The following is a 22,866-nucleotide window of genomic DNA, read 5'->3' on the forward strand; positions in this document are numbered from 1 at the left end:
GGATACAGATTGATTACTCTTCCCAGGCGCGGCCGTCGCGGGCCAATAATGCCACGGAGGCAATCGGCCCCCAGCTGCCAGCCGGGTAAGATTTTGGAGCGCTGTGGTTTTGCGCCCAGGCGTCTTGGATCGAATCGACCCAGGCCCAGGCTTGTTCGATTTCCTCGCGGCTTAAAAACAGCGTGGTGTTGCCGCGCAGGGCTTCCAGAATCAGTTTTTCGTAGCCGCCGAAAATACTGTTTTTCTTGAAGGTTTCCGAAAAACTCAAGTCCAGCTTGGTTTGTTGCAATTTGATATTACCGTCTATGCCCGGCACCTTGTTCAACATCACCACATCCACGCCTTCGTTGGGCTGCAAATGGATCACCAGTTTATTGGCCGGCAGGTCGCGGAAGCTGTCTTTGAAAATGTTGTGCGGCAATTGTTTAAAGTTGACGACGATCTCGGTACGCTTGTTGGGCATGCGTTTGCCGGTGCGCATGTAAAAAGGTACGCCGGCCCAACGCCAGTTGTCGATGTCCACCCTAATTGCCACGAAGCTTTCGGTGGTGCTTTCCTTGTTGGCGCCTTCCTCTTCCAGATAACCCGGCACCGCCGCGCCTTTAATGAAACCGGCGGTATATTGGCCGCGCACGGTTTTTTCCTCGACATTGCGTGCGGTAATCGGCCGCAAGGCTTTCAACACCTTGATTTTTTCCATGTGGATGCTTTCAGCTTCCAGATCGGCCGGCGGTTCCATCGCTACAAAGGTCAGAATCTGCAGTAAGTGATTTTGCAGCATGTCGCGCAACTGGCCGGTTTTATCAAAGTATTCCCAGCGGCCTTCGATGCCGATGTCTTCACCCACCGTAATCTGGATATGATCGATTGTATTGTGGTTCCAGTTGGTAGTGAAAATCGAGTTGGCAAAACGCAGGGCCAGCAGATTCAGTACCGTCTCTTTGCCCAGGTAATGGTCGATACGGTAGACCTGATCTTCCTGGAAGACTTCTTCGACGACGTCGTTGATCTCCTTGGAAGACTTCAAGTCGTGGCCGATGGGTTTTTCCATCACCATCCGCGATTCGGCGGTTAATACGCCGCAGCTTTGCAAACCCTGGCAGATACTTTTGAATAGAAACGGCGCTACCGCAAAATAGTTGACCATCACCCGCTTTTCCGGATCGACTGCGGCATTCAACTGCAGATATTGCTCCGGTTGAGTCAGGTCGATTTTCAAGTACGATAATCTTTGCGACAGCCGCTCCCAGATTTCCGGGTTTATCTCTTTGTTTAAGAACGATTTCAGGCTGTTATGGGCAATTTGGACGAAGCCTTCGCTGGTTTCCTCCAAACGGTCGACGCCGATAATCCGGGTATCGGCTTCCAGCAAATTGGATTTTTCCAGACGATACAACGAAATCAGTAACTTTCGTTTCGATAGGTCACCCAATGCGCCGTAAATCACCAGGTCGCAAGGTTTGTAATTTTGATTTTTCATCAGTGATACTAGGAATGAAGAAGAGGGTTGATCGGCTTTGGCATGTCGATTTCCGCGCGTAAACTAAACGCACGTTGCAGGAAACTCTGAGCCCGGATCAGTCGAAAATGCCGCCATTATAATGTTCGTTGTCGGTTTGGAACAAGATCAAAGGCCGCCAAGGCCGGATTTATAGGGGTTGGCGGCGCACAAAACGCTTGACTGCTAGCCGAACATCTCGGTGGTATAACGATAGGCTTGTATCTTGTCAGACCAATAGGCGGCGGGTAAGCCGGCCTTTTGTTTTAAGTGTTGTAAAAACTCGGTGGGGTTGGGTAAATCCTCCCACACCGAGGGCAGGAAGGTGCCGCGCCGGGCGCCTTCCTGCAAGATGATGCCGTCTATGCCGGGGCGCAGTTGCGCGATCAGATCCGCTTCGGACAAAAATGTCAGCGCTACGGCGGGGCTAAGCACGGAAATATGTAAGTCAAGATCGGCCAGTTCACCAGCGGCTAATGGCGGAAAGCGTCGATCCCGGAACGCTGCCGCAAAGGCATTTTCGGCCACATCTTCCGCCAGAGGCCTTACCGCTTCCAGCATGCCGATACAGCCGCGCAATTGGCCACGGCGTTCCAGGGTGACGAAAGTCGCGCGGATTTCGCGTAATTCCGCTGGATAAGTATCCAAATCAACCGGTAACGGCCGACCGGTTTCCAAGCCGTGGGCTATGGATTGCCGGGCTAGTGCCAGCAAGCGATTTTGCGAGGTTTCAGTCAACGACATAGGCACCGTATCCCACCACTTGCTGTTTGTTACCGGCCGTGTCGCCGGAATTGCGCAGATCTATGGTTTTAATAGACAGACCTTTTTGTTTCAGTAGCTTCAACAAGCCGTTGACCGGCACCTTGCCGCAGGCGGCCTCGCCGCAAATTTCATTGTATTGCAACTGTTCTATCATTCGGCTGGTCGCTTGATCCAGACGTTTGGCGGTGTCGTAGTCGTGATAATGGCTAAGATCGGAGCTGATGACCAGCAAGGTTTCATCGCCGCCCCACAACAGCTCCAGAGTTTGGCTGACTTGTTCGGGACTGGCGTCGCCGGCCACGATGGGGATCAGCGTGAATTGCTGTAAAACCGATTGCAGAAACGGCAGATGCACTTCCAGGCTGTGTTCCAGCGTGTGGGCTTGTTCGATGTATTCCACAAACGGCAAACTGACTAAGGCTTCGATAGCTGCCTTGTCTACCTCAACATCGCCGAGCGGGGTGGTGTAAGCCTGAGTTCTACTGACTGCCAAGCCGCGAAACGCCACGCGATGAGAAGGGCCGATCAATACCACGCGGGTAATGGTGGCAGCGGCCGGCTTTAAACGGGCGTAAGCGGTAGCGGCTATCGGCCCGGAGTAAACGTATCCGGCATGCGGCACGATCATAGCTTTGGGCGCTTTGCCGGTGGGGCGTAGGTCCTGCAAATAGCCGGACACCGCATCGTGGAGTTGTTGGGGGTGGGCAGGATAAAACCGTCCTGCTACGGCGGGTTTTCTATTCATGCGCTGATCCTTTTTTAAAGTTTTAATACGATCAGAAGCCGGGCGGATAGCGGCGCATCAAAAAATTGAATACCTCGCTCATCTTGGGTTTATTCTACTGCTAACTCTCGCCGATAACGACCCAATTTTATGCTTGGGGTTCAAGGAGCATCGCCATGACTACTTTACTCAGCGCGGATACCGCCGCCACCCGTTATTGGCATGTCTTGGCCGACGGCAAGGTGCAGTGCGACTTGTGTCCGCGCTTTTGCAAATTGCATGAAGGCCAACGCGGCTTGTGCTTTGTGCGGCAGAATTTGGACGGGCAAATCGTGATGACCAGTTACGGCCGCTCCAGCGGTTTTGCCATCGATCCCATTGAGAAAAAGCCGCTAAACCATTTTTTACCCGGCACGCCGATTTTTTCTTTCGGCACCGCGGGCTGCAATTTAGCCTGCAAATTTTGCCAGAATTGGGACATCAGCAAGTCGCGGGAGATGGATACGCTGATGAGCCGGGCCGAGCCGGAAGCAATAGCCCGAGCCGCACTGGAGCACGCTTGCAGCAGCGTCGCCTATACCTACAACGATCCGGTGATTTTCCACGAATACGCCATCGATACGGCGCAAGCCTGCCGGGAGCTGGGTTTGAAGTCCGTGGCTGTGACCGCCGGCTACGTCTGCGCCGAGCCGCGCGCCGAGTTTTACCGCTACATGGACGCGGCCAATGTCGATTTAAAAGCCTTCTCCGAGGATTTTTACCACAAGATCACCGGTGGCCATCTGCAAGCGGTGCTGGAAACGCTGCAATATTTAAAACACGAGACCCCGGTCTGGTTGGAGTTGACCACGTTGCTGATTCCCGGCGCCAACGATTCCGAGACCGAATTGGAAGCCATGACCCAATGGGTGGTCGAGCATCTTGGTCCGGATGTGCCCATGCATTTCACCGCGTTTCATCCGGATTGGAAAATGACGGATACCCCGCACACGCCGCGGTCCACATTGTTGCTGGCGCGCAGCATTGCCTTGAAAAATGGCGTGCGTTACGCCTATGTTGGCAATGTTCACGACAAATCGGCGGAGAGCACCTATTGCCACGGCTGCGGGAAAATTTTGATCGGTCGCGATTGGTACGAGCTGTCGGATTGGAATTTGGATGCCGCCGGCAACTGCCGGTTTTGCGGACGTTCTTGTGCCGGGGTGTTTAATCCTTTACCCGGCGATTGGGGCGCCAAGCGCCAGGCAGTCAAGTTTTAAGGTAGTGGGTCTGCTCTTAAGACCAGGCATCCGGATTGATTTGGCCGATAGCCTGAAATGTGGGTTTGCAGAATAGATAGCCTTGAAACAGCGTGACGCCGCAGCCCAGCAGAAAATCCCGTTCGGCCTTGGTTTCGATGCCTTCCGCCAGCACTTCGATGCCGAGTTCGCGGCAGATTTGCACAACCCCTCCCACTATCGCCTGCTTGGGCTTGCTGAGATTGATGTCGCGCACCAAATCCATATCCAGTTTCAGCACATCCGGCTGGAATTCGGCGAGTAGGTTCAGGCCGGCGTAGCCCGCGCCGAAGTCGTCGATAGCGGTTTTAAAACCAAAGCGCCGGTATTCGGTGAATATATTGATTAAATGCGGACGGTCGGACACATCCTCGCCTTCAATCACTTCGAAAATGATGCGGTCTTTGGAAAAGTTGTAGCGTTGCGCGGCTTCAAAAGTCGAGCGGATACAGGCTTCGGGTTGGTAAACCGCATTCGGCATGAAGTTAATCGATACAAACTCCTGGATACCCAACCTCGCTGCGCCCTCCACGGCTTTAATCCGGCAGTTTTGGTCGAAGCGATAGCGGTTGGCATCGGTGACTTTGGCGAGTATCGATGCGGCCGATTCGCCGTTAACACCGCGCACCAGCGCTTCGTGGGCAAAAACGGTGCGGGCAAAAAAATTGACGATGGGCTGATAGGCAAAACTAAAATCGAAATCCAGTTCTTCCAGGTCTCGGCAACGGTTACAGCTGGGCAGGTCGGTATTGGTGTTGGTCTGTGGCGAATTTGGCGTGGTTTTTTCTGGCATAACGGATTCTCGAAATCGATGTCAGGATGTTGATCATCCTTGCTTGAGCAGGCTTGCGTCCCTGGTAATCGTTATTATCAAGTGTAGCGAAGTTGATGCGAATCATCATTTGCTTCGCAAGTATTCGATGGTGCGGGAACAAATTGGTTTCGGGGTTCACCCAAATAGTTCAGTGTCAAATCCTAAGATTTAATTATTTGAACCAGCATCAATTTTGATTCTGCAGGGAAACTTGCATATGATAGCCCAACAAATTTAAGTCGGTGCTTGCTCACACTGTCCCTGCAAATATTCAGCAGGCTTCTGGCAAACGGAACTTAAGGGAATTCCATGAAAAAACCTCGATCACTCGATCACGACGGCCTGGATGGCATTATTCCGTCTACGGACAAAGCGCGGCTGAGTTCTGCCAATCCGCAAGGCAAATCAGACAAAACCTTTAAAAAACCCTTGCGCAGCAATGTGCCGTGGTTGCTTGGTGTGATTGGTTTGCTGGCCGTGGTGGCGGTTTTAGTGCCTGATTTAGCGCAAAAGCCGCCAGCCATTAGCCAGACTGCAGGCTTGAGTAAACCGGCAACACCAGCCACCGTTCCTGAGCCGGCAACCCCCGATACCCAAGCACCGCAGCCCTCAACAGAAGTCGCTCCAACCTTGCTTGCCGAGGCTAAACCGGATCAAGCGATTGCTGCGAAGCAAGAGGCGCAACAGTCGGCATCCGGAAATGACAATCCGCAAACATCGGACCCGATGCCTGAGTTACCTACTGAGCCGACCGCGGCGGGTATTCCCAAAGTCTCGCCGGATACTGCGGCGCAAACCTCTGGTACGTCGTCTTTTACCGTGTATTTCAAATTCGATTCCAGCAAATTAACGCCGGAATCTGCGAACAGCAGCAACGAACTATTGAGCGCGGCCAGAAGCTGCCAAAACCGGATCAAACTGACCGGGCATACCTGCAATTTGGGTAGTGATGCCGCCAACGTGCAGTTGGGCTTGACGCGGGCTAATGTCGTTAAAAAACTGTTGGTCGGCAAAGGTATCGGCTCAACAGCCATCTTCACCGCATCGGAAGGTATGAGAAATCCGGCGGCGCCGAACGATACCAAAGAGGGCCAGGCCTTAAATCGTCGGGTCGAATTGCAGTGTGTGGATAATTAACCGAATTGAAGAGGGTAGACGCTATGATACAAAACAGTAAATCAGACTATCAGATAGCCCAGCAGCAAATTCTCGACGGTATTATTTCCGGCGAGTTCGATATCGAAAATCGCAACGATCTGGGCCCGCTGATTCCCATTCGCTTGTTTCAAGCCTTGCGCATGGTGGCTTTGGGTTCAAACGTAGAAGACATATTAGGCCAGGGTGCTCCTTCGCTGGTTTATCACTCGGGCCAGAGTTTGGGTTTGGCGATGGGCCAAATTGCCGCCGCCAATATCGATAAAGACCTGGAGACCTATGTCGGCAAAATCAAATTGCTGTGCCGGCAGCTGAGTATCGGCTTGGTGGTGCCGGATAAAGTGGACTTGTCCGCGGGCGTGCTGGAGTTAAGGGTGGACGAATGCGTGTCCTGCGCCGGTATTCATCATGTGTCGGCGCCTATTTGTCATTTCGAAGCCGGCATGGTCGGCGGCATCGTCAAAACTTTTTTCAATCGTAATGTAAAGGCCACCGAAACCAAGTGCAACGCGCTGGGTGACAAGACGTGTTTAATCCGCGTCGACTTACTGTAGGTTGATAATTATTAAAAGCATCAGGAGAGCAACATGAGTAGTAATGTCCAATTTCTCGATCCGCGCAAATCTCAGAACAACGAAATCGATTCCATCCTGCGCAATCTGATGAACATCCAGGGCGTATCGGCAGCGGCCATTGTCGATAGCGACGGCTTTGTCACGCATATTCACCGCGATTTTGAAATCAACACCGACGCCATCGGCGCTTCGGTGCAGGTGGTGTTCGGCGCGGCGGCCAAAGCGGCGCAACATGTCGGCCATCATTTAACCAATATGGTGATCTGCGAAAACAACGACGGCTACATTTTATCGACCCCGATAGATGCGGGCTTTATTCTGGCTCTGGTCACCCAGCGGGAAGCGTTGTTAGGACGGGTGCGGTTTGAATTAAAAGAAACCATTCCGGTATTGAAAAAATTGTTTACCAGTTATCTGGCCAATTAACCGCCGTCTAGAGCTTAAATATGCATTGGTTTGAATCGCAGTTGGCGCAGTTGGATACGCTCGCCGACGATTATCTCGCCGCGCGCCGACAACCTGCGGCCGACATCGTCAATGTCAGTGAAGCCACCCGCTTAAAGCGCGCGGCATTCATCGACGCCGTGCAGTCTGTGGTGGATAAAGTGGTCAAGATCGATGGCGTAAGCGCTTGCGCAGCCTACCACGACGGCCTGATTCTGGCCCAATCCGCGGAAGCGCCCAATATGGATGCGTTCGGGGCGATTATTCAGGAAACCATTCGTGCTGCACAGCACGGTGAAACCTCGCTGGGTTTGGGCGAGATCGAACAGATCGTCATTGTCGGTGCCGTCAACAAGCTGGCAATGCTCAGCGTCGGGCCTATCATTTTGTGTATTTCCAGTCCCAAGGGCGTCAATCTGGCCTCTGTGTTAAGTCAGGCTAAATAGACGGCGGCAAGTCTATCCAGCCGTCGTTTCTTCCTTCTCGCCGGGTGCTGGCGAGAAACCCCATCCCCACGTTCGTAGAAATTGCCCTCCGTTACCAACTGAACTAAGCTGTTTAGTGAACGGCGGGTGTTGTCCCGCGGTTTTAAAAAAATAACTAGATCTTCGCGTTATTAACCCGGCCCTATGGTCGCGGGTATGCCGTCCGGGCTGAGCTCATCGAAGTCCAGGCTGGTGTGGGCGATGTTTAAGGGCCGGGTTAATAAATCTCACTGGGGGGATGCAAAATGAAAGACTGTGGGTCTCAATTTGGCGTCGGCTGGTCTATCGGACTGGTTTTTGTGTTTAGCGTGCTGCGCCAGCCCTTAACGATGGCGGCGGAACCCGGCGGCGACTTCGAAGCCGATTCCCAGGCTGGCCGGACGTTTTCGACTGATTTGAAAGCGGCTGACGATGCTGTTATCGACACCCGTCTTTCCGAACAGGCCGATGAGGCCGGCAGGGATGTGGCGGATATGGATCTGCTGGAGCTGGTGAATGTCAAGGTGTCGCCGTTCGATGTGTCTTCTCAGCTTGATAGCGGGTACCTTGCCTCGAATTCGGTGTCCGGCTCCCGTTTCGACGCACCGATCAGCGATTTGCCGTTTGCGCTCCAAGCCTTTACCGAGTCGTTCATCAAGGATCAAAAACCCCGCGATATTTTCGACATAGCCCGCTATTCGCCGGGAGTCACTTATCGCAGCAACGACTTCAACGAAGGCAACGCCAACTTGGCCATTCGCGGTTTTGCAGTGGGTTCTCTGGCCGGCGGCAATATTCACACGTTGCGCGACGGCGTCCACGGTCCGTCCATTTTGGATTTCACCAATATCTCGCGGCTTGAAGTGGTCAAGGGGCCGGCATCGTTTCTGTACGGTCAGGTCGCGCCGGGCGGTATCGTCAATGTCATCACCAAAAGCCCGCAGCGCCGGTTTGCCGCTGCTGCGGATGCGCGTTACGGGTCCTACGGTGAGTACCGTTTTGATGTTGACGTGACGGGACCGGCTACAAAAAACCTGTTCTACCGGCTGGCGGCTTCCTATGATCAGGATATGCATTATTGGGAGCCCTATGATGCCCATTCCTGGAATATCTCGCCTTCTTTGCTTTGGCAACCCAGCGACCGCTTGAGTGTCTCGGTAAAATACGAAAACTTCGAGAAGATCGAAGAGCCCCAGCTGATGCAAAAGCCCGGCTACAACACCCAGGCCGGCGTATTGCCCACTGCCGCGGACCCCAACCTTTCCGGCGTCGATGTGCCGGGCTTGCCCGACAATTGGAACAGCATGGCTTACAGCGACTATCGGCATAGTCACACCCACAATCTCAGTACCTGGATAGACTTTAAGGCCGACGAACACTGGAATCTACGTACCGGCTATTCGCATCTGGAATACGATGTCGATGCGCTGTTTACCGGTAACTTGGGCATGAGTAATAACACGACGTTGATGCAGGGTCGCCGAGTCAGGCAGCAAGCCTACAGCAACCGTGACGACACGATAGAACTGCAAGGCGTGGGTAAGTATGACTTGGGCTTCGCCAGTCTGCGCTTGCTGCTGGGCGGTCAATACATTGACCGCAACTTCCATCGCACCGCCGGCCAGGCACCCAACGATCCGGCCTTGGGCAGCAATCCCACCGCTTCGCCCTTGCCTTTGTGGGATCTCGGCAATCCCAACACCTGGAACCGGCATACGGCGATACCCTTATCCCGGCTGACGACCAGCCTCACCGACGAGAACGTGAACGCTGTCGACAAATCGGTCTACGGCAGCTCTACCTTCGGTTTTTTCGATGACCGTTTGCTGCTGTTGGCCGGTTGGCGCTGGACATCAACAGAAAGCCAATACACAAACCGCCTGACCGGCCAAGCACAGGGCGCCACCGCAAGCGCGGTCACGCCCCAATACGGGCTGCTCTTCAAGCTGGCACCCGAATGGTCGTTGTTCGCCAGCTACGCGGAATCGTTCGTGCCGGGTACTTTTCCGGCCAACAATCTGGACGGTAGCACGTCGATTCCTAGGCCGACTGAGGGCTGGGGTTACGATGTCGGCATTAAAGCGGACTGGTTTGACGGTCGTTTGTCCAGCACGCTGACTTACTTCGAGATCTTAAATAAAAACATCGTCAACGATATGGCGTTGACCAATTCCGCCGGCGGCATCACCATTTACGGTCTGCAAAGCGGTGAACAGCGTTCCCGGGGTATTGAATGGGACGCCACCGCTAAACTGACAGACGACTGGCAACTGTATCTGTCCTACAGCTATATGGATGCCAGGATCACCGAATTCAGCGGTCAGGACCATGCCATCCTCGCCCAAGACCCCGGCACGCTCGATGCAGCGGGGCTGGCTAACTACAAGAACGTCAATCGCTTCCACAACGCGCCGCTGCAAATGAGCGCGCCGCATCTGGCCAACCTTTGGACACGTTACGACTTTAGCATTGAGGCGCTACGCGGCCTGCATCTGGGCGGCGGCGTCAATCTGGTCTTCGATCAGACTCTGTTACCCGATAGTCCGGCTAGCTCGCGGCAAACTTATGCCTTGTTGAACGCCCTCATCGGTTATACCTGGGAAGTGGGAGGGCATAGTATGAGCGTGGATCTGATGGGCAAAAACCTGCTGGACGAACAATACCGGCCTTCGCAAAGCAGCCGCAGCAGGCCCCGCGAGTTGATGATCAACTTTTCGGTGAAGTTTTGATACCGGGGCTAAGACTATGGCACTAGCCGACTATCGGTACTGTTTCGCAGCGGCAAGCCGGTTAGCATTGGGCATTGCCGATGTTGGGCGTTATGCCGGATGGGTTACGCAAGGAGTGCGGTTTTGAGTGCTAATTCATCAGGGGCTTGCGGTCAATGTGCAGGCAATAAGCTATGTCCGAGGCGCCATGCCAGGGCGGCCCTTTGGCTTGCTGCCCTGTTGCTGTTGCCGGGTTTGGCAGTCGGCCAGGAGGTGATAGTCGATAACCCCTATAAAGTAAAAGCGGCCTTTCTGCGTAATTTTGCCCATTACGTGGTTTGGCCGAAACAGGCGCTTCCCGCCGGAAATGCCCCTTGGTGTATCGGTGTGCTGGGGGCCGATCCGTTTGGCGATATTTTAGAAACTACCTTGCGCGGACGAACCGAGCAGGGCCGTAGTTTTGTCATTGTTCGCGCCGCTACGTTGGCGGAATTGCCGCCGTGTCAGATTGTTTTCATGGCTTATGCGGATGCCGCAAAGCGGCGCACGGCGCTGGCGGTGTTGAAACAGCAACCGGTTCTGACGGTCAGTGACGAGCCGGAATTCTTGCCGGATGGTGGAGTCATAGGATTTGAAGTGACGGATAGGGTGCGGATGAGCGTCAACCTCGATCAAGCCCGAGCGGTTTCCTTGACGATTCAGACCAAAATGTTGGAAGTGTCCAGTGAGATTTTGGAAAACGGCGAGCTGCGCCGAATGAGATAAGTCATGTCCATCCAAGCCACTATTTACAACAGACTTGCGGCAGTGCTCTGGGGGGCGGCGCTGTTGGCGTTCGTGTTGGCTGTGGCGGGGCTGGCGCTGTTTCACAGTATGACCCTGGAACAGCGCGTGCGGCAGATCATGGAGCCATACGCGCAGTTGGTCGCTGTGGGCACAGAGGCTGCGGTGGCTTTCGAAGATCCCACGCGGGCTCAGGAAGTGCTGGATACCTTGCGCGCCAATCCGCAAATTCAAGAGGCGGATATTTTTTTAGATGACGGGCGGATGCTGGCTAGCCTCAACCACACTGCCTCCGAGCCGCCGCGGAGTATGCCAACCTTAGCCGATGGCATTTATCTAAACCACGATACCGCGAAGTTACTGCAGGGTTTAGGCAAAGGCGGGCGCTTGCGCATCGTGATGGGTTTGGAGCAATTGAGTCAGCAAACTCACCAGCTGCTCTGGTTATTCGGTGCCGGTATGCTGGTGCTGTTGGCCGCTACCTTAGGGCAACTGGCGGTGCTGCGGCGGACTATCATTCAGCCGATTGCTTCCTTAACCGTCGCTGCGGAGCGGGTTCGGCTGTCCGCCGACTACCGGCACCGGGTTCCTGTTGTCGGCGCCGATGAATTGGCGCGCTTGGGGGAAAGCTTCAACGCCATGTTGGAAGCGGTTGAAGAACGTGAAATGGCATTGTCCCGGCTTAACGCCTTTCATCGTACGATTTTGGACAACGCGGCCTATGCCATCGTCTCTACATCCGCCGACGGCACTGTTACCAGCTTCAATTTAGCCGCGGAGCGCTTGTTGGGGTATACGGCCGACGAGTTGATAGGCCAACACACCCCGGCACTTTGGCACGATGCAGCCGAGATCCAACGGCGTGCTCAGACATTGTCTGCAGAACTGGGTGTCTTGATTAATCCGGGATTCGAAGTGTTTACCGCGCATTCTCAACGGGGTCTACGCGAAGAAAACGAGTGGACTTTTATCTGCAAGGACGGGACGCGCGTGCCGGTCAATCTGTCTATAACGGCTTTACAGGGGGAGGGCGGCGCCGTTAGCGGGTTCGTTGGCTTGGTTTACGATCTGACCGAGCGGAAACAGGCGCAGCACCAACTGCAATTGCTGACTTATGCCCTGGATCAAGTGAAGGAATCCATATTCCTGATGCCGGGGAACGATCCGAAATTTCTTTATGCGAATCAGGGGGCCGCCAACCGATTAGGCTACAGTCGAGATGAGCTTACCCGCGGTATGGGGGTGTTTGATATTGATCCCAGCTGGTCGCCGGACGTGTGGGAGAAATTTTGGCCGGTGCTGTCTGTGAGTCGCCAAATGCAATTCGAAACCAGTCACCGGACACGTGATGGCCGGGTTTTCCCGGTGGAAGTGACCGGTAACTGTTTTGAGTTTGATGGCAAGACATACAATCTGGCGATTTGCCGGGATATTAGCGAGCGCAAAAACGCCGAGAAATTGTTGTCGGAATACGCCGCGATCATTGAATCCACTGAAGATGCCATTATCGGTAAAACTCTCGATAGCGTCATTACCAGCTGGAACAAGGGTGCGGAACGCATGTTTGGCTATAGGGCCGACGAGATCGTCGGTCAGTCGATTGCTATTTTGATACCCGGAGAATGCCAAAATGAGGAGCGGGAAATTCAGGATAGAGTCAGGCGGGGAGAATCGATTAGGCATTATGAGACGATCCGCCGCCGTAAGGATGGGCAATTGATTGACGTTTCGGTAACGGTGTCGCCGTTGCGAAATTCGCAAGGCGAAATTGTCGGGGCTTCCAAAATTGCCCGCGACATCACTGATCGCAAACGTGCAGAAAATGAATTGATGCGCTACCGAAACGAGTTGGAAAACACTGTACAGCAGCGGACGGCGGAATTGCTGTTGGCTCGCGATGCCGCCGAAGCGGCTAATAAAGCCAAGAGCGTATTCCTGGCTAACATGAGCCACGAACTGCGCACGCCGATGAACGCGATTCTCGGCTTTTCCGCCATCCTGCTGAAAAATGCCCGGCTACAAGACGGTGATCGCGCCAACGTCGAAATTATCAATCGTAGTGGCGAGCACTTGTTGAATTTGATTAATGACGTGCTGGAAATGGCCAAGATAGAAGCGGGCCGGGTCCAGTTGGAAGACGCACCATTCGATTTGGGGGAAATGGTGCTGGATGTGATGAAGATGATGCAGGTACGCGCGGCCGAGAAAAATCTGCAAATAGTCGTCGATCAGTCTTCCTCATTTCCGCGCTATATCATCGGTGACCAGGCCCGCTTGCGCCAGATATTGATCAATCTGGTGGGCAATGCGTTGAAATTTACCCAGCAAGGCGGGGTGGTCATACGCTTGTCCACCAAGAACAACGCCATCGCCCATTTGCTGATTGAAGTTGAGGACTCCGGTCCTGGGATTGCCGCTGAAGACCAAAAGCACATTTTCGAACCGTTTGTGCAGATAGGACAGCTGGCCGACAACAAAGGTACCGGGCTGGGCTTAAGCATCACCCGCCAATTTGTGCAATTAATGAAGGGCTCAATCAGTCTGGAGAGTGCACCGGGAAAGGGTTCGCTGTTTCGCATTGATGTACCGCTGAAGCAGGCGCAGGCCGCCGATATTACCGATTTGTACCGATTGGAAGAACGCATGGTGCTGGGGCTGATGCCGGGGCAGGATAATTATCGGATTCTGGTAATCGAAGATCAGCTGGAGAATCGATTATTGCTGGTGAATCTGATGGAGGCCGTGGGCTTTCAGGTTAAGGTAGCCGAGAACGGCGAGTTGGGCGTGGCATGTTTCCAAAGTTGGCAACCACACTTAATCTGGATGGATATACAGATGCCGGTCATGGATGGTTTGGAAGCGACCAGAATCATTCGAAGCTTGCCGGGCGGCAAACAGGTGAAGATCGTCGCGGTCACGGCGTCGGCTTTCACCGAGCAACGGGCGGATATTATGGCGGCCGGCATGGACGACTTAATCTGTAAGCCTTTCCGGGCCAACGAAATCTACGACTGCCTAACCCGGCTCTTGGGCGTGCGCTATGTTTATGCAGACTCACCGGCAATGATGCCGGAGGACGTGATTTTGACGCCGGAGATGCTGTCGGTCGTGCCGCAGAATTTACGCGAGGATTTGCAGTTGGCGGTGAATAATCTGGACAGCGAGCGTATAGGCGGGATTATTCAACAGATTGCAGCGTACGATCTGCGGGTGGCCGCTGCATTGACTCGGCTTGCCGAAGCTTATGAATATCCGACTATTCTTAATGTATTGGGAACTAACTAAAACATCATGGTAAATGCAGGCAAAATTCTGGTCGTTGACGACACTTCGGCGTCTTTGAAGTTGCTGTCGGACCTGCTTAAGGCTGAAGGGTACGAGGTGCGCTCGGCGATAAACGGTGAGCTGGCTGTTAATTTTGCTACTGCCAATCCGCCTGATTTGGTGTTGCTGGATATTCTGATGCCGGGTATGGGCGGCTTTGAGGTTTGCCGTCTGCTCAAAGCGCATCCGGATACCCGCCATGTGCCGATTATTTTCATCAGTGCGCTGTCGGACCCGGAAGAAAAAGTCCAAGGCTTTGAGCTGGGCGCGGTGGACTTTGTCACCAAGCCGTATCAACGTGAGGAGCTGCTGGCGCGCGTGCGCACACATTTGGAAATCGACCGGCTGCGCAATCATCTGGAAGAGTTGGTGGAAGAGCGTAGCCACCAGCTCCTGGAGAGCGAGAAAAAGCTCAGAGCCAGTCTGAACGATCTGGTTGCGGCCCATAGCCTCATGCACACCTTGCTGCGGACTATTCCCGATCTGGTCTGGTTAAAGGATCTGCAGGGTGTGTATATCAGCTGCAATCTGCAATTCGAACGCTTATACGGTGCCAAGGAAGCCGACATCGTCGGCAAGACAGATTACGAATTTACTTCCAGGGAACTGGCCGATTTTTTCCGGGACCATGATCGCAAAGCGCTGGCCGCAGGCAAGGTTTGCGCCAACGAAGAATGGCTGACTTTCGCTGATAACGGTTACTACGGCTTGTTCGAAACGCTGAAGACACCGGTATTGAATCAGGACGGCAAACCGATAGGCGTGCTCGGCATTGCCCGCGACGTGACCGAGCGTAAAGCGGCAGAAGCGAAAGTCCAGCGCCACATGCAGCTCTATGCGGCCTTGAGTCATTGCAATAAAGCCATCGTCCACAGTGCCGATGAAACCGAACTGTTTCTGGAAATTTGCCGCGCTGCCGTGGAGTTTGGCGGTATGAAAATGGCTTGGGTTGGCGTGTTTGCGGCCGATCAGTGCTCGATACGCCCGGTCGCCAGTTTTGGGGAAGGCGCGGAAGAGTTGGCTACTATCGATATGTGCATGGATACCGCCAGTGCTTTCGGCCGCGGTCCCGCCAGCGTGGCAATCCGCGAACAACGCCCTTGCTGGTGCCAGGATTTTATTAACGATCCGATGACCGTGCCGTGGCGCGAACAAGGTTTGCGCGCCGGCTGGGCGGCGTCGGCTGCGTTGCCTCTACTCAAAAACGACCAGGCGGTCGGCGCATTCGTACTGTACGCTGATGAAGCGAACGCCTTCGACGATGCGGCGCGCGACCTGTTGGTCGAAATGTCCATGGACATTAACTTCGCCTTGGAAAATTTCAGCCGCGCGTTGGCTCAAAAACAGGCGGAAGCCGAGATCGAGCGCCTAGCGTTTTACGATCCGTTAACCAATCTGCCGAATCGCCGTCTGCTTTACGACCGCCTGCAACAAGCCATAGTCACCAATGCCCGGCATGATAAGCATGGCGCGGCCTTGTTTATTGACCTGGATAACTTCAAAGCGCTCAACGACACCAAAGGCCATACGATTGGTGACTTGCTGCTGATCGAGGTTGCCCAGCGTCTCCGAGAATGCGTGCGTGAAGGCGATACCGTCGCCAGGTTGGGCGGCGACGAATTTGTGATGATATTGAACAGCCTAAGTGCGGACGAAACCCGGGCGTCTGCCCATACCAAAATGCTGGCGGGTAAAATTCTTTCTGCCATTAATCAGCCTTATTCGTTGCAGGGATACGATCACCATTGCTCGGCCAGCATGGGTATCTGCATGTTTCGCAACCAACATATTACGGCAGAGGAATTGCTGAAATACACCGATACCGCGCTTTACCAAGCCAAACGCGGCGGCCGTAATAAGCTGCTGTTTTACGATCCGGTGATGCAGGCCGCCTTGGAAACCCGCGCGGTATTGGAAAGCAATTTGCGTGTGGCACTAAGCGAGCAGCAATTGGTGCTGTATTACCAGATGCAGGTCAACCGCGCCGGTCAGATTCTTGGCGCAGAAGTCTTGATACGTTGGCTCCATCCCGAGCGCGGCTTGGTTTCGCCTGCGGAATTTATTCCATTGGCCGAGGACACTGGCTTGATCTTGCCGATTGGTAAATGGGTCATGGACTCGGCTTGTGCGCAGCTCAAAGCCTGGGAAAACGATCCGCTTAAGTCTGAGTTACAGCTTGCTGTGAATGTCAGCGCCCTACAGTTTCATCAGGATGATTTCGTGGAGCAAGTCCGGCTTGCCCTGGCGCGCTACGACTTGAGCCCCAATCGGCTGAAACTTGAGCTCACCGAGAGTTTGGTGCTGGATGACATTGACGATGCGATTGTGAAGATGCAGCAACTGCGTGATTTTGGCGTGCGTTTTTCGATGGACGATTTTGGCACCGGCTATTCGTCGCTGAACTATCTGACCAAGTTACCGATAGACCAATTGAAGATCGACCAGTCCTTCGTGCGCAATATTACGGTATCCCAAAGTGATGCGGTGATTGTGCAAACCATCATCGGCATGGCCGATAACTTGGGTATCGAAAGTATCGCCGAAGGCGTTGAAACCGAAGAGCAGTTGACATTCTTGGAACGGCAAGGCTGTCAGTTATATCAGGGCTACTTGTTCAGTAAGCCGATACCGTTGGCTGATTTTGAAGCACTGTGCATTAAAAAGCCGGAGTCTTTTGGATTGCCTTGAATATAAGCCGAATGCAAAGAGGGCTGAAGCGACTGTGATTCGAATACTGCTTGCCACCGCAGTTATCGCCGCTCTGGTTGCCTGTCCTGCGTCGGAGGACGCACATTCCACAGCGACGGGCACTGAGCCGGTATTGACACTGGAAGCAGCGGTTGCCGGCAAGTGGCGCGACCCTGCCAACGTCGCCCGCGACAGCTGGCGGCATCCGTTGCAAACGCTGACATTCTTCGGCGTGAATCCTCAGCAGACTGTGATCGAAATTACGCCGGGTTATGGTTGGTACGCGGAGATTCTGGCACCTTTGCTTCGGGAAAACGGCCATTACATCGCCGCGGTGATAAACCCTGAGAGTGCCGTCAAGAACAGCGCCAAGCATTATTATGCAAAGCAACTCAACGCGCTTGAGCGCAAATTGCGTGCTGCACCAAGCCTATACGGTAGTCCGGAGATTCGGCTTTATGACGAAGCCAAGCCGACGTTTGGCGCACCCGCTTCAGCGGATGTGGTGCTAACGTTCCGCAATGTCCATAACTGGCGGGAAGCGGATAGCGTGGCATTGATGTTCAAAGGTTTTTTCGACGTGCTTAAACCTGGCGGTACGCTGGGGCTGGTCGAACATCGGGCAAACGGCGATGTGGCGGACGACGATTTTTCGGGGTATATCGGCCAAAATCAGCTGATTGCCTGGGCCGGTGCGGCCGGCTTTGTATTGCAGGCTGCCAGCGAGATCAATGCCAACCCGTTGGACAGCAAAGACCGCGAGGGCGGCGTGTGGCGCTTGCCGCCGGCATTCAGCCAAGGCAGCAAGGATAGGGATAAATACGCCGCGATCGGCGAAAGTGATCGAATGACCTTGCGGTTTATAAAGCCTGGCGCGGCGCTTGGTGCGGTGCAATAGCTCAGCTAGCCCAAAAAAAGCCACAGGGCACAAGAGCGGGCATCCAGCGCCATGGACGGCAAGCTTCTAGCTATCCATGCAGTCTGGATTTCGGCAATCCCTGCCGAAATGACGACTTACGGGACGTACCTTTGAATTAGCTAACGGCTGACGCTAACGTTGACTATTTCGACATGAGGGCGTTTACTCCACAGGAAATTTTCTTGGTTATAAAGGTGCCGAATCGATGAACGAAATACTAATTGCCGTGGCTGTTGAAAAAGAGGGGAATATTGCGCCGCATGCCGGCCGGGCATCGCGCTGGCTGGTCTATGTTGCCGGAAATGCAGCTGAGGCAAGTCTGGCCTGGACGCTTGATCTAACCGAGATTGGCTGCCTGCACGAATGGCATGTGCGCGGCGACGGCAATCGACATCCGCTGCATTATGTTGATGTGGCGATTGCCGGGTCGGCGGGAGACGGGGTGAAGCGGAACCTGTTGGAGAGAAATACTGAGCTGCATACCACCAGCGAGACATCGCCTTTGCAAGCAGTGGTCGCCTATCTGGCCGGCGAACTTGTCGATGGCCTGCCGCACGAGGAAGCACATTGCCTAAAAACCAGCGATCAGTGATCCGTACTCAAATATTGTCGCTCCCGCACAGGCGGGAGCCCAGTTGCCGGACTTGGTTCGCTGAGCGGTATTACTGCTTTGGTAAGTTCAAGGGCCGTGTCGCTTACTAGCTCGGCGCAGTTGTTTTACTACAAACTCAAAACTCCCAAACCACTTTGCCATAAACGCCGCGTTGCACTTCGGCAGCCTGGGTGAAAGTTTCCTGAATGTATTCCAGATGTTGGTTGTCCAATAAGTTTTGGCCGACCAGCGATAATTCGACGGCTTGATTGAGCTTCCAGGCCAGACGCAAATCCAGGGTGGTGTAGGCTTTAATGTATGCCGGCCCGCTTAAGGTAAAGGCGCTGGCGTTGTCCACATATCGCAGCCAGGCATCCAGTGTAACGTCCGGTATGGGATTGAGCATCGCGCGCAACGAGGTTTTGTGCTGCGGCGATACTGCTTCCTGGTAATAGGGATTGCTGGTCAGCTCGGTTTTCAACACGCTATAACTCAGGTCCCAGCGCCACCAATCCAGCATTTTCCAAACTACTGCGGTTTCCACGCCATAGGTTTTGCCTTTGCCGGTATTGTCGATGATCAACGGCTGTTTGATAAAAAACGGCACATTTGCCGGGTCTATCGCTCCAGGATGATAGGAGCGCAGATTTTGATAATCGTTATAAAACAACGATACATCCAAAGAGAAGCTGTTGCTGGGGGTGTATCGATAGCCGGTTTCGTAGGCCAGCACCTCTTCGGATTGGTAAGCGTTGGAACCGGTTACCGCGAGGGCGAGCGGTAAAGGTGTGCTGTTGGGGCTGGTCAGCGGCGGTACGACTTGGCCGATTAACTCCATATGCGCATCCACCCGCGACGGAATGCGCACGCCTCGGGAAATAGCGGCCCACAGCCGGTGATTGGGGTCAGGTCCCCACAGCAGGCGGGCGGTGGGTTGCACTTCGATGCCGGTGTAATCGTTGTGCTCCAGTTTGGAACCCAGCGTCAGCCATAGTTGCTCGTCCACCAAGGTTAATTGGTCCTGCAAGAAGGTACTGAAATAACTCTCGCCGCGTTGAGGTGGCGTGAAATTAACTAAGGTCTGCTTCACTTGGTTTTCTTTGGTATAGGTATACCGATAACCCGCTCCCCAGATGATGTCGTTCCAGTCGTTTAGCGCAAAGCGGTGTTGAAAATCGACGTCGCCGGTATAACGCTCTTCTTCAATAAAACTTTCTCTGCGGTCGTAACTGTCGAAGTACAGTTGTAGGGCGTAATTTGACGTATCGGAGATGCGGTGTTGTAGACGGCCCAGCAAGTTGCCGCCGGTGGCTTGTACCTGGTCGGCAATCGTTTCTCGATAAGGCGCGGTGAACGTAGCTAATCCGATTTGCTGGTTTAAATTGCTATGATAAACATCGCCTTGCACGGTGGCGGAGTCGGCGGCCGACCAGTCTGAGTCTATGCGAAAGCCGCCTTGCATTTTGCTCCAGGCATCGCCGGCTGGCTGGCCGTTGGCTCTGCTGAGCGTGTCACGATCAAAACCTTTGAGATAGGCGCGGCCGCTGGTGTTTTCGTTGAGCTTGCCGCCATAGCGGAATGCACCGAATCCGCGTTCCTCGCTACCGCCGCCGGCGCTGAGTAAGCCGCCTTGAGTATCGGCGGCATGTTTGGTGATGATGTTGATCACGCCATTCACGGCGTTGGCTCCCCATAGCGCTGCGCCGGAGCCGCGAATCACCTCGATGCGCTCCACGTCTTCCAGCATGACATCCTGCATTTCCCAATACACACCCGAGAAAGCCGGTGTGTAGATATTTCTACCGTCGATCAGCACCAGTAATTTATTGGAAAACCGGCCATTAAAACCGCGCGAGCTGACGGCCCATTTGTTGGCGTCGATGCGGCCGACGTCAATGCCGGGAGCCAGACGCAGCGCATCGGGAATGTTAGTGGCGCCGGCGCGTTTTATGTCGTCGTTGCTAATCACAAATACCGCCGCCGCCGCATCGCCTAGCGCTTGGTTTTTTTTGGAAACGGATGTGATTTTTACCGATAGCAGTTCTTCTAAATTCAACTCGGTTAAATCGGTATCGGCCGAAGCAATCTCCGTATGAATAGCCAAGCACAGCGCGCCTATCCAAACGGGGTAAAAGGTATTTTTCATTCTGTAGCAAATGGGGCATGGCAAGAGACAGCGTGTCTCTCGGGTTAATTCTTCAGTTGCAAATGTAGCGCAGCATCGATTTATCACAAAGTTTTTGTAGCATTTATGCATTCTACTTTGTCAGGGGCTTAAAGGTGCTGGCCTTTCCGGACCGCAAGTATCATGCTGCCCGCGTTAATGGAAATGGTGAACGCAAGAAAAGGCTGGTCAATAGGTCAATCTGTTGACGGACAGCGTTCTGCGCTCACAGGTGCGATGGAATGTGCTGTGCGTGAGGGCCAAGCAAATAGGGGTGGAGGGGATATGCCGTTGGTCGTTGGCAGGCGGGATGAAGGTAAAGTTTTCAGCGGTATGCCAACGGCAGTGGCACGAGGACTTAAGCTGACGCAGTTTGCTTTTACCCGGCCCTGATATATCAGCGGCCCCGCGCCGCCCAGGGCCAAAAGGGCTGCGCTAAGGTTGCCGCGTTCGAGGGATGACGATACTGGGTTTACATAGGAGCCGGAATGACTATCAGGCGGGTTTCACACCTCCGCCCACATCCTCAGCAGGTTGTGGTAACAGCCGGTCAGGTTGACGGTCGGCGCGGTGTCGCCTTGGGTGTTGCGCAATTCCAGGATAGCCATATCCATTTCAAATAACAGGCGGCGGCGTTCGGTTTCCCGCACCATGCTTTCCAGCCAGAAGAACGAAGCCAGCCGCGCGCCGCGCGTCACCGGTTCCACCCGGTGCAGGCTGGAACCGGGATACAACACCATATCCCCGGCCGCCAGCTTCACGGCATGTTCGCCGTAAGTATCTTCGATGACCAGTTCGCCGCCGTCGTAGCTGTCGGGCTCAGCCAGGAAAATCGTCGCCGACAAATCGGTGCGCACCCGTTCGCCGCTGATCGGGCAGTGGCGGATGGCGTTATCAATGTGGTTGCCGAAGGTGTTGTGTTCACCGGCATAACGGTTGAACAAAGGTGGGAAAATCTTTTTCGGCAGAGCAGCCGACAGAAACAGGGGATTGCGATTCAGCGCATTCAGCAGAATGGCACGGGCGGCCTGACTTTGCTCGGTTTGCTCCGGCAGTTGCCAGTTGTTTTTAACCTGTGCCGACTGGCTGCCGGCGGTGATGCGGCCATCCGCCCAAGGCGCGTCGGCCAGCATATCGCCGAGCTGTTGTAGTTCGGCAGGGGATAGGACTTCTGGAATTTGGATCAACATGGTCTAACCCGAGATGGCTTGCAAGGCAAAAAACACCGCCAAACTCATGGAGCCCAGCCCTAAGCCGGCGGCGGCCAAACGGTTGCCGTGCAGCCTGGTCCACAATAAAGTACCGGTTAAGGCTAGCAGGATCAAACCGCCCGCCAAGGTATCCACCAACAGCACCCAGCCCACGCCCATGCCAGTACCTTTGTGCAGATTATTCAAAGTGGTCAACAGGTTGGCCTCGCCTTGCTTGACCGTGACAAAGGCGTTGCCTTCCCAATAGTCGGCAGACAACAGTTTTTGCGGATTGCGCACGTTGATCTGCCAGGAGGCCGGCTGTTGAACCGGCTGATTGTTCCAGGTCACGGTTTTACCGGGTTCCTTGCGGATTTTGGCGTGGGACGTATCGATGCTCAGCGTTTCACCCAGCCAGGTTGCCATTGCTTTTGGGTCCGCGGGATGAGGTTCCGGCAAGGCCAGCTGAATTTCTTTTTGTTCCATGCGGCCAATCGGAATTTTCAAGATGTCACGATGATTCATTAAAATCCCGGTAAAGCCGAACAGCAAGCCCAACGCCGCGCCCCACAGCCCGAACCAGGCATGGGTGCGGCGCAGCCATTTCAGAAAGGCGCCGCGCGATAGACTTTTCGGTAAAAACAAGTAGCCGCCGTTGGTTTTCTTGGGCGGGCGGTTGGCTGGCGTCAATAATGAGTCGGTTGCGGTGTTCATGAGTCGGGGTCCAAAAGCGGGCTATGGCAATTGCAAATAAGGGGGTTGCGGATTGGGCGGAACGGTTA

General features: G+C 54.2%; 18 protein-coding genes. 11 read left to right on the forward strand and 7 right to left on the reverse strand.

Going from position 1 to position 22,866, the window contains the following annotated elements:
- Positions 1 to 13 precede the first annotated feature (13 nt).
- The 3 genes from zwf to amrB form a co-directional block, all read right to left on the reverse strand.
- Positions 14 to 1,480, reverse strand: a complete 1,467-nt coding sequence (zwf, locus tag ACMXD4_RS07985) for a glucose-6-phosphate dehydrogenase (RefSeq protein WP_101055191.1) — start codon at positions 1,478 to 1,480, stop codon at positions 14 to 16.
- A gap of 204 nt (positions 1,481 to 1,684) precedes the next feature.
- Positions 1,685 to 2,242: an AmmeMemoRadiSam system protein A gene (gene amrA, locus ACMXD4_RS07990; protein ID WP_415880406.1), complete on the reverse strand. Its 558-nt coding sequence runs from the start codon at positions 2,240 to 2,242 to the stop codon at positions 1,685 to 1,687.
- Complete coding sequence (amrB, locus tag ACMXD4_RS07995) at positions 2,229 to 3,008, reverse strand: AmmeMemoRadiSam system protein B (protein ID WP_415880407.1); 780 nt, start codon at positions 3,006 to 3,008, stop codon at positions 2,229 to 2,231. The genes amrA and amrB overlap by 14 nt, the downstream gene beginning before the upstream one ends.
- 155 nt (positions 3,009 to 3,163) lie before the next feature.
- On the opposite strand from amrB, the gene amrS reads away from it, so the two are divergent.
- On the forward strand, positions 3,164 to 4,246 hold the full coding sequence (amrS, locus tag ACMXD4_RS08000; protein ID WP_415880408.1) for an AmmeMemoRadiSam system radical SAM enzyme: 1,083 nt from the start codon (positions 3,164 to 3,166) through the stop codon (positions 4,244 to 4,246).
- Positions 4,247 to 4,262: 16 nt separating this feature from the next.
- Here the strand turns inward: amrS and ACMXD4_RS08005 are convergent, their stop codons facing one another.
- Complete coding sequence (locus tag ACMXD4_RS08005; RefSeq protein WP_101055199.1) at positions 4,263 to 5,057, reverse strand: EAL domain-containing protein; 795 nt, start codon at positions 5,055 to 5,057, stop codon at positions 4,263 to 4,265.
- A gap of 330 nt (positions 5,058 to 5,387) precedes the next feature.
- Between ACMXD4_RS08005 and ACMXD4_RS08010 the strand changes: the two genes are divergently transcribed.
- The 10 genes from ACMXD4_RS08010 to ACMXD4_RS08055 all read left to right on the forward strand — a co-directional run bounded on the left by ACMXD4_RS08010 (position 5,388) and on the right by ACMXD4_RS08055 (position 18,730).
- Positions 5,388 to 6,215 (forward strand): OmpA family protein, encoded by an 828-nt coding sequence (locus tag ACMXD4_RS08010; RefSeq protein ID WP_415880409.1) that lies wholly within the window; start codon positions 5,388 to 5,390, stop codon positions 6,213 to 6,215.
- 23 nt (positions 6,216 to 6,238) lie between these two features.
- Positions 6,239 to 6,787 carry a V4R domain-containing protein gene (locus tag ACMXD4_RS08015; protein WP_051669630.1) on the forward strand — a complete coding sequence of 183 codons (549 nt, stop codon included), beginning with the start codon at positions 6,239 to 6,241 and terminating at the stop codon, positions 6,785 to 6,787.
- A gap of 33 nt (positions 6,788 to 6,820) precedes the next feature.
- Complete coding sequence (locus ACMXD4_RS08020) at positions 6,821 to 7,234, forward strand: roadblock/LC7 domain-containing protein (protein ID WP_033155353.1); 414 nt, start codon at positions 6,821 to 6,823, stop codon at positions 7,232 to 7,234.
- A 20-nt stretch (positions 7,235 to 7,254) separates the two neighbouring features.
- Positions 7,255 to 7,698, forward strand: a complete 444-nt coding sequence (locus ACMXD4_RS08025) for a roadblock/LC7 domain-containing protein (RefSeq protein WP_415880410.1) — start codon at positions 7,255 to 7,257, stop codon at positions 7,696 to 7,698.
- A gap of 284 nt (positions 7,699 to 7,982) precedes the next feature.
- Positions 7,983 to 10,445 carry a TonB-dependent siderophore receptor gene (locus ACMXD4_RS08030; protein ID WP_415880411.1) on the forward strand — a complete coding sequence of 821 codons (2,463 nt, stop codon included), beginning with the start codon at positions 7,983 to 7,985 and terminating at the stop codon, positions 10,443 to 10,445.
- A 123-nt stretch (positions 10,446 to 10,568) separates the two neighbouring features.
- Positions 10,569 to 11,189, forward strand: a complete 621-nt coding sequence (locus tag ACMXD4_RS08035) for a YfiR family protein (RefSeq protein ID WP_415880412.1) — start codon at positions 10,569 to 10,571, stop codon at positions 11,187 to 11,189.
- A 3-nt stretch (positions 11,190 to 11,192) separates the two neighbouring features.
- Positions 11,193 to 14,492 carry a PAS domain S-box protein gene (locus ACMXD4_RS08040; RefSeq protein WP_415880413.1) on the forward strand — a complete coding sequence of 1,100 codons (3,300 nt, stop codon included), beginning with the start codon at positions 11,193 to 11,195 and terminating at the stop codon, positions 14,490 to 14,492.
- 6 nt (positions 14,493 to 14,498) lie between these two features.
- Positions 14,499 to 17,219 (forward strand): EAL domain-containing protein, encoded by a 2,721-nt coding sequence (locus tag ACMXD4_RS08045; protein WP_415880414.1) that lies wholly within the window; start codon positions 14,499 to 14,501, stop codon positions 17,217 to 17,219.
- Between the two features lie 34 nt (positions 17,220 to 17,253).
- A complete protein-coding gene (locus ACMXD4_RS08050; protein WP_367650869.1) occupies positions 17,254 to 18,117 on the forward strand; it encodes a class I SAM-dependent methyltransferase in 864 nt (287 codons plus the stop codon).
- Between the two features lie 226 nt (positions 18,118 to 18,343).
- The gene (locus ACMXD4_RS08055; protein ID WP_415880415.1) at positions 18,344 to 18,730 is read left to right on the forward strand and encodes a NifB/NifX family molybdenum-iron cluster-binding protein; all 387 of its coding nucleotides are present in this window, start codon (positions 18,344 to 18,346) and stop codon (positions 18,728 to 18,730) included.
- A 136-nt stretch (positions 18,731 to 18,866) separates the two neighbouring features.
- On the opposite strand, the gene ACMXD4_RS08060 is transcribed toward ACMXD4_RS08055, so the two are convergent.
- The 3 genes from ACMXD4_RS08060 to ACMXD4_RS08070 form a co-directional block, all read right to left on the reverse strand.
- Positions 18,867 to 20,876 (reverse strand): TonB-dependent receptor plug domain-containing protein, encoded by a 2,010-nt coding sequence (locus tag ACMXD4_RS08060; protein ID WP_415880416.1) that lies wholly within the window; start codon positions 20,874 to 20,876, stop codon positions 18,867 to 18,869.
- A 524-nt stretch (positions 20,877 to 21,400) separates the two neighbouring features.
- A complete protein-coding gene (locus tag ACMXD4_RS08065; protein ID WP_415880417.1) occupies positions 21,401 to 22,084 on the reverse strand; it encodes a Fe2+-dependent dioxygenase in 684 nt (227 codons plus the stop codon).
- A gap of 3 nt (positions 22,085 to 22,087) precedes the next feature.
- Positions 22,088 to 22,798 (reverse strand): PepSY-associated TM helix domain-containing protein, encoded by a 711-nt coding sequence (locus ACMXD4_RS08070; protein WP_171695914.1) that lies wholly within the window; start codon positions 22,796 to 22,798, stop codon positions 22,088 to 22,090.
- Positions 22,799 to 22,866 lie beyond the last annotated feature (68 nt).

The sequence above is a fragment of the Methylomonas sp. TEB genome (genome assembly GCF_047777895.1).
Taxonomy (GTDB): Bacteria; Pseudomonadota; Gammaproteobacteria; order Methylococcales; family Methylomonadaceae; genus Methylomonas.

What these genes read in the sequence shown, in the direction of transcription:
- ACMXD4_RS08060 (WP_415880416.1), bottom strand. Translation starts at nt 20,876, where the DNA reads ATGAAAAATACCTTTTACCCCGTTTGGATAGGCGCGCTGTGCTTGGCT.
- ACMXD4_RS08005 (WP_101055199.1), bottom strand. Translation starts at nt 5,057, where the DNA reads ATGCCAGAAAAAACCACGCCAAATTCGCCACAGACCAACACCAATACC.
- ACMXD4_RS08025 (WP_415880410.1), top strand. Translation starts at nt 7,255, where the DNA reads ATGCATTGGTTTGAATCGCAGTTGGCGCAGTTGGATACGCTCGCCGAC.
- amrS (WP_415880408.1), top strand. Translation starts at nt 3,164, where the DNA reads ATGACTACTTTACTCAGCGCGGATACCGCCGCCACCCGTTATTGGCAT.
- ACMXD4_RS08040 (WP_415880413.1), top strand. Translation starts at nt 11,193, where the DNA reads ATGTCCATCCAAGCCACTATTTACAACAGACTTGCGGCAGTGCTCTGG.
- amrB (WP_415880407.1), bottom strand. Translation starts at nt 3,008, where the DNA reads ATGAATAGAAAACCCGCCGTAGCAGGACGGTTTTATCCTGCCCACCCC.
- ACMXD4_RS08020 (WP_033155353.1), top strand. Translation starts at nt 6,821, where the DNA reads ATGAGTAGTAATGTCCAATTTCTCGATCCGCGCAAATCTCAGAACAAC.
- ACMXD4_RS08045 (WP_415880414.1), top strand. Translation starts at nt 14,499, where the DNA reads ATGGTAAATGCAGGCAAAATTCTGGTCGTTGACGACACTTCGGCGTCT.
- ACMXD4_RS08030 (WP_415880411.1), top strand. Translation starts at nt 7,983, where the DNA reads ATGAAAGACTGTGGGTCTCAATTTGGCGTCGGCTGGTCTATCGGACTG.
- ACMXD4_RS08065 (WP_415880417.1), bottom strand. Translation starts at nt 22,084, where the DNA reads ATGTTGATCCAAATTCCAGAAGTCCTATCCCCTGCCGAACTACAACAG.
- ACMXD4_RS08010 (WP_415880409.1), top strand. Translation starts at nt 5,388, where the DNA reads ATGAAAAAACCTCGATCACTCGATCACGACGGCCTGGATGGCATTATT.
- ACMXD4_RS08015 (WP_051669630.1), top strand. Translation starts at nt 6,239, where the DNA reads ATGATACAAAACAGTAAATCAGACTATCAGATAGCCCAGCAGCAAATT.
- amrA (WP_415880406.1), bottom strand. Translation starts at nt 2,242, where the DNA reads ATGTCGTTGACTGAAACCTCGCAAAATCGCTTGCTGGCACTAGCCCGG.
- ACMXD4_RS08055 (WP_415880415.1), top strand. Translation starts at nt 18,344, where the DNA reads ATGAACGAAATACTAATTGCCGTGGCTGTTGAAAAAGAGGGGAATATT.
- zwf (WP_101055191.1), bottom strand. Translation starts at nt 1,480, where the DNA reads ATGAAAAATCAAAATTACAAACCTTGCGACCTGGTGATTTACGGCGCA.
- ACMXD4_RS08070 (WP_171695914.1), bottom strand. Translation starts at nt 22,798, where the DNA reads ATGAACACCGCAACCGACTCATTATTGACGCCAGCCAACCGCCCGCCC.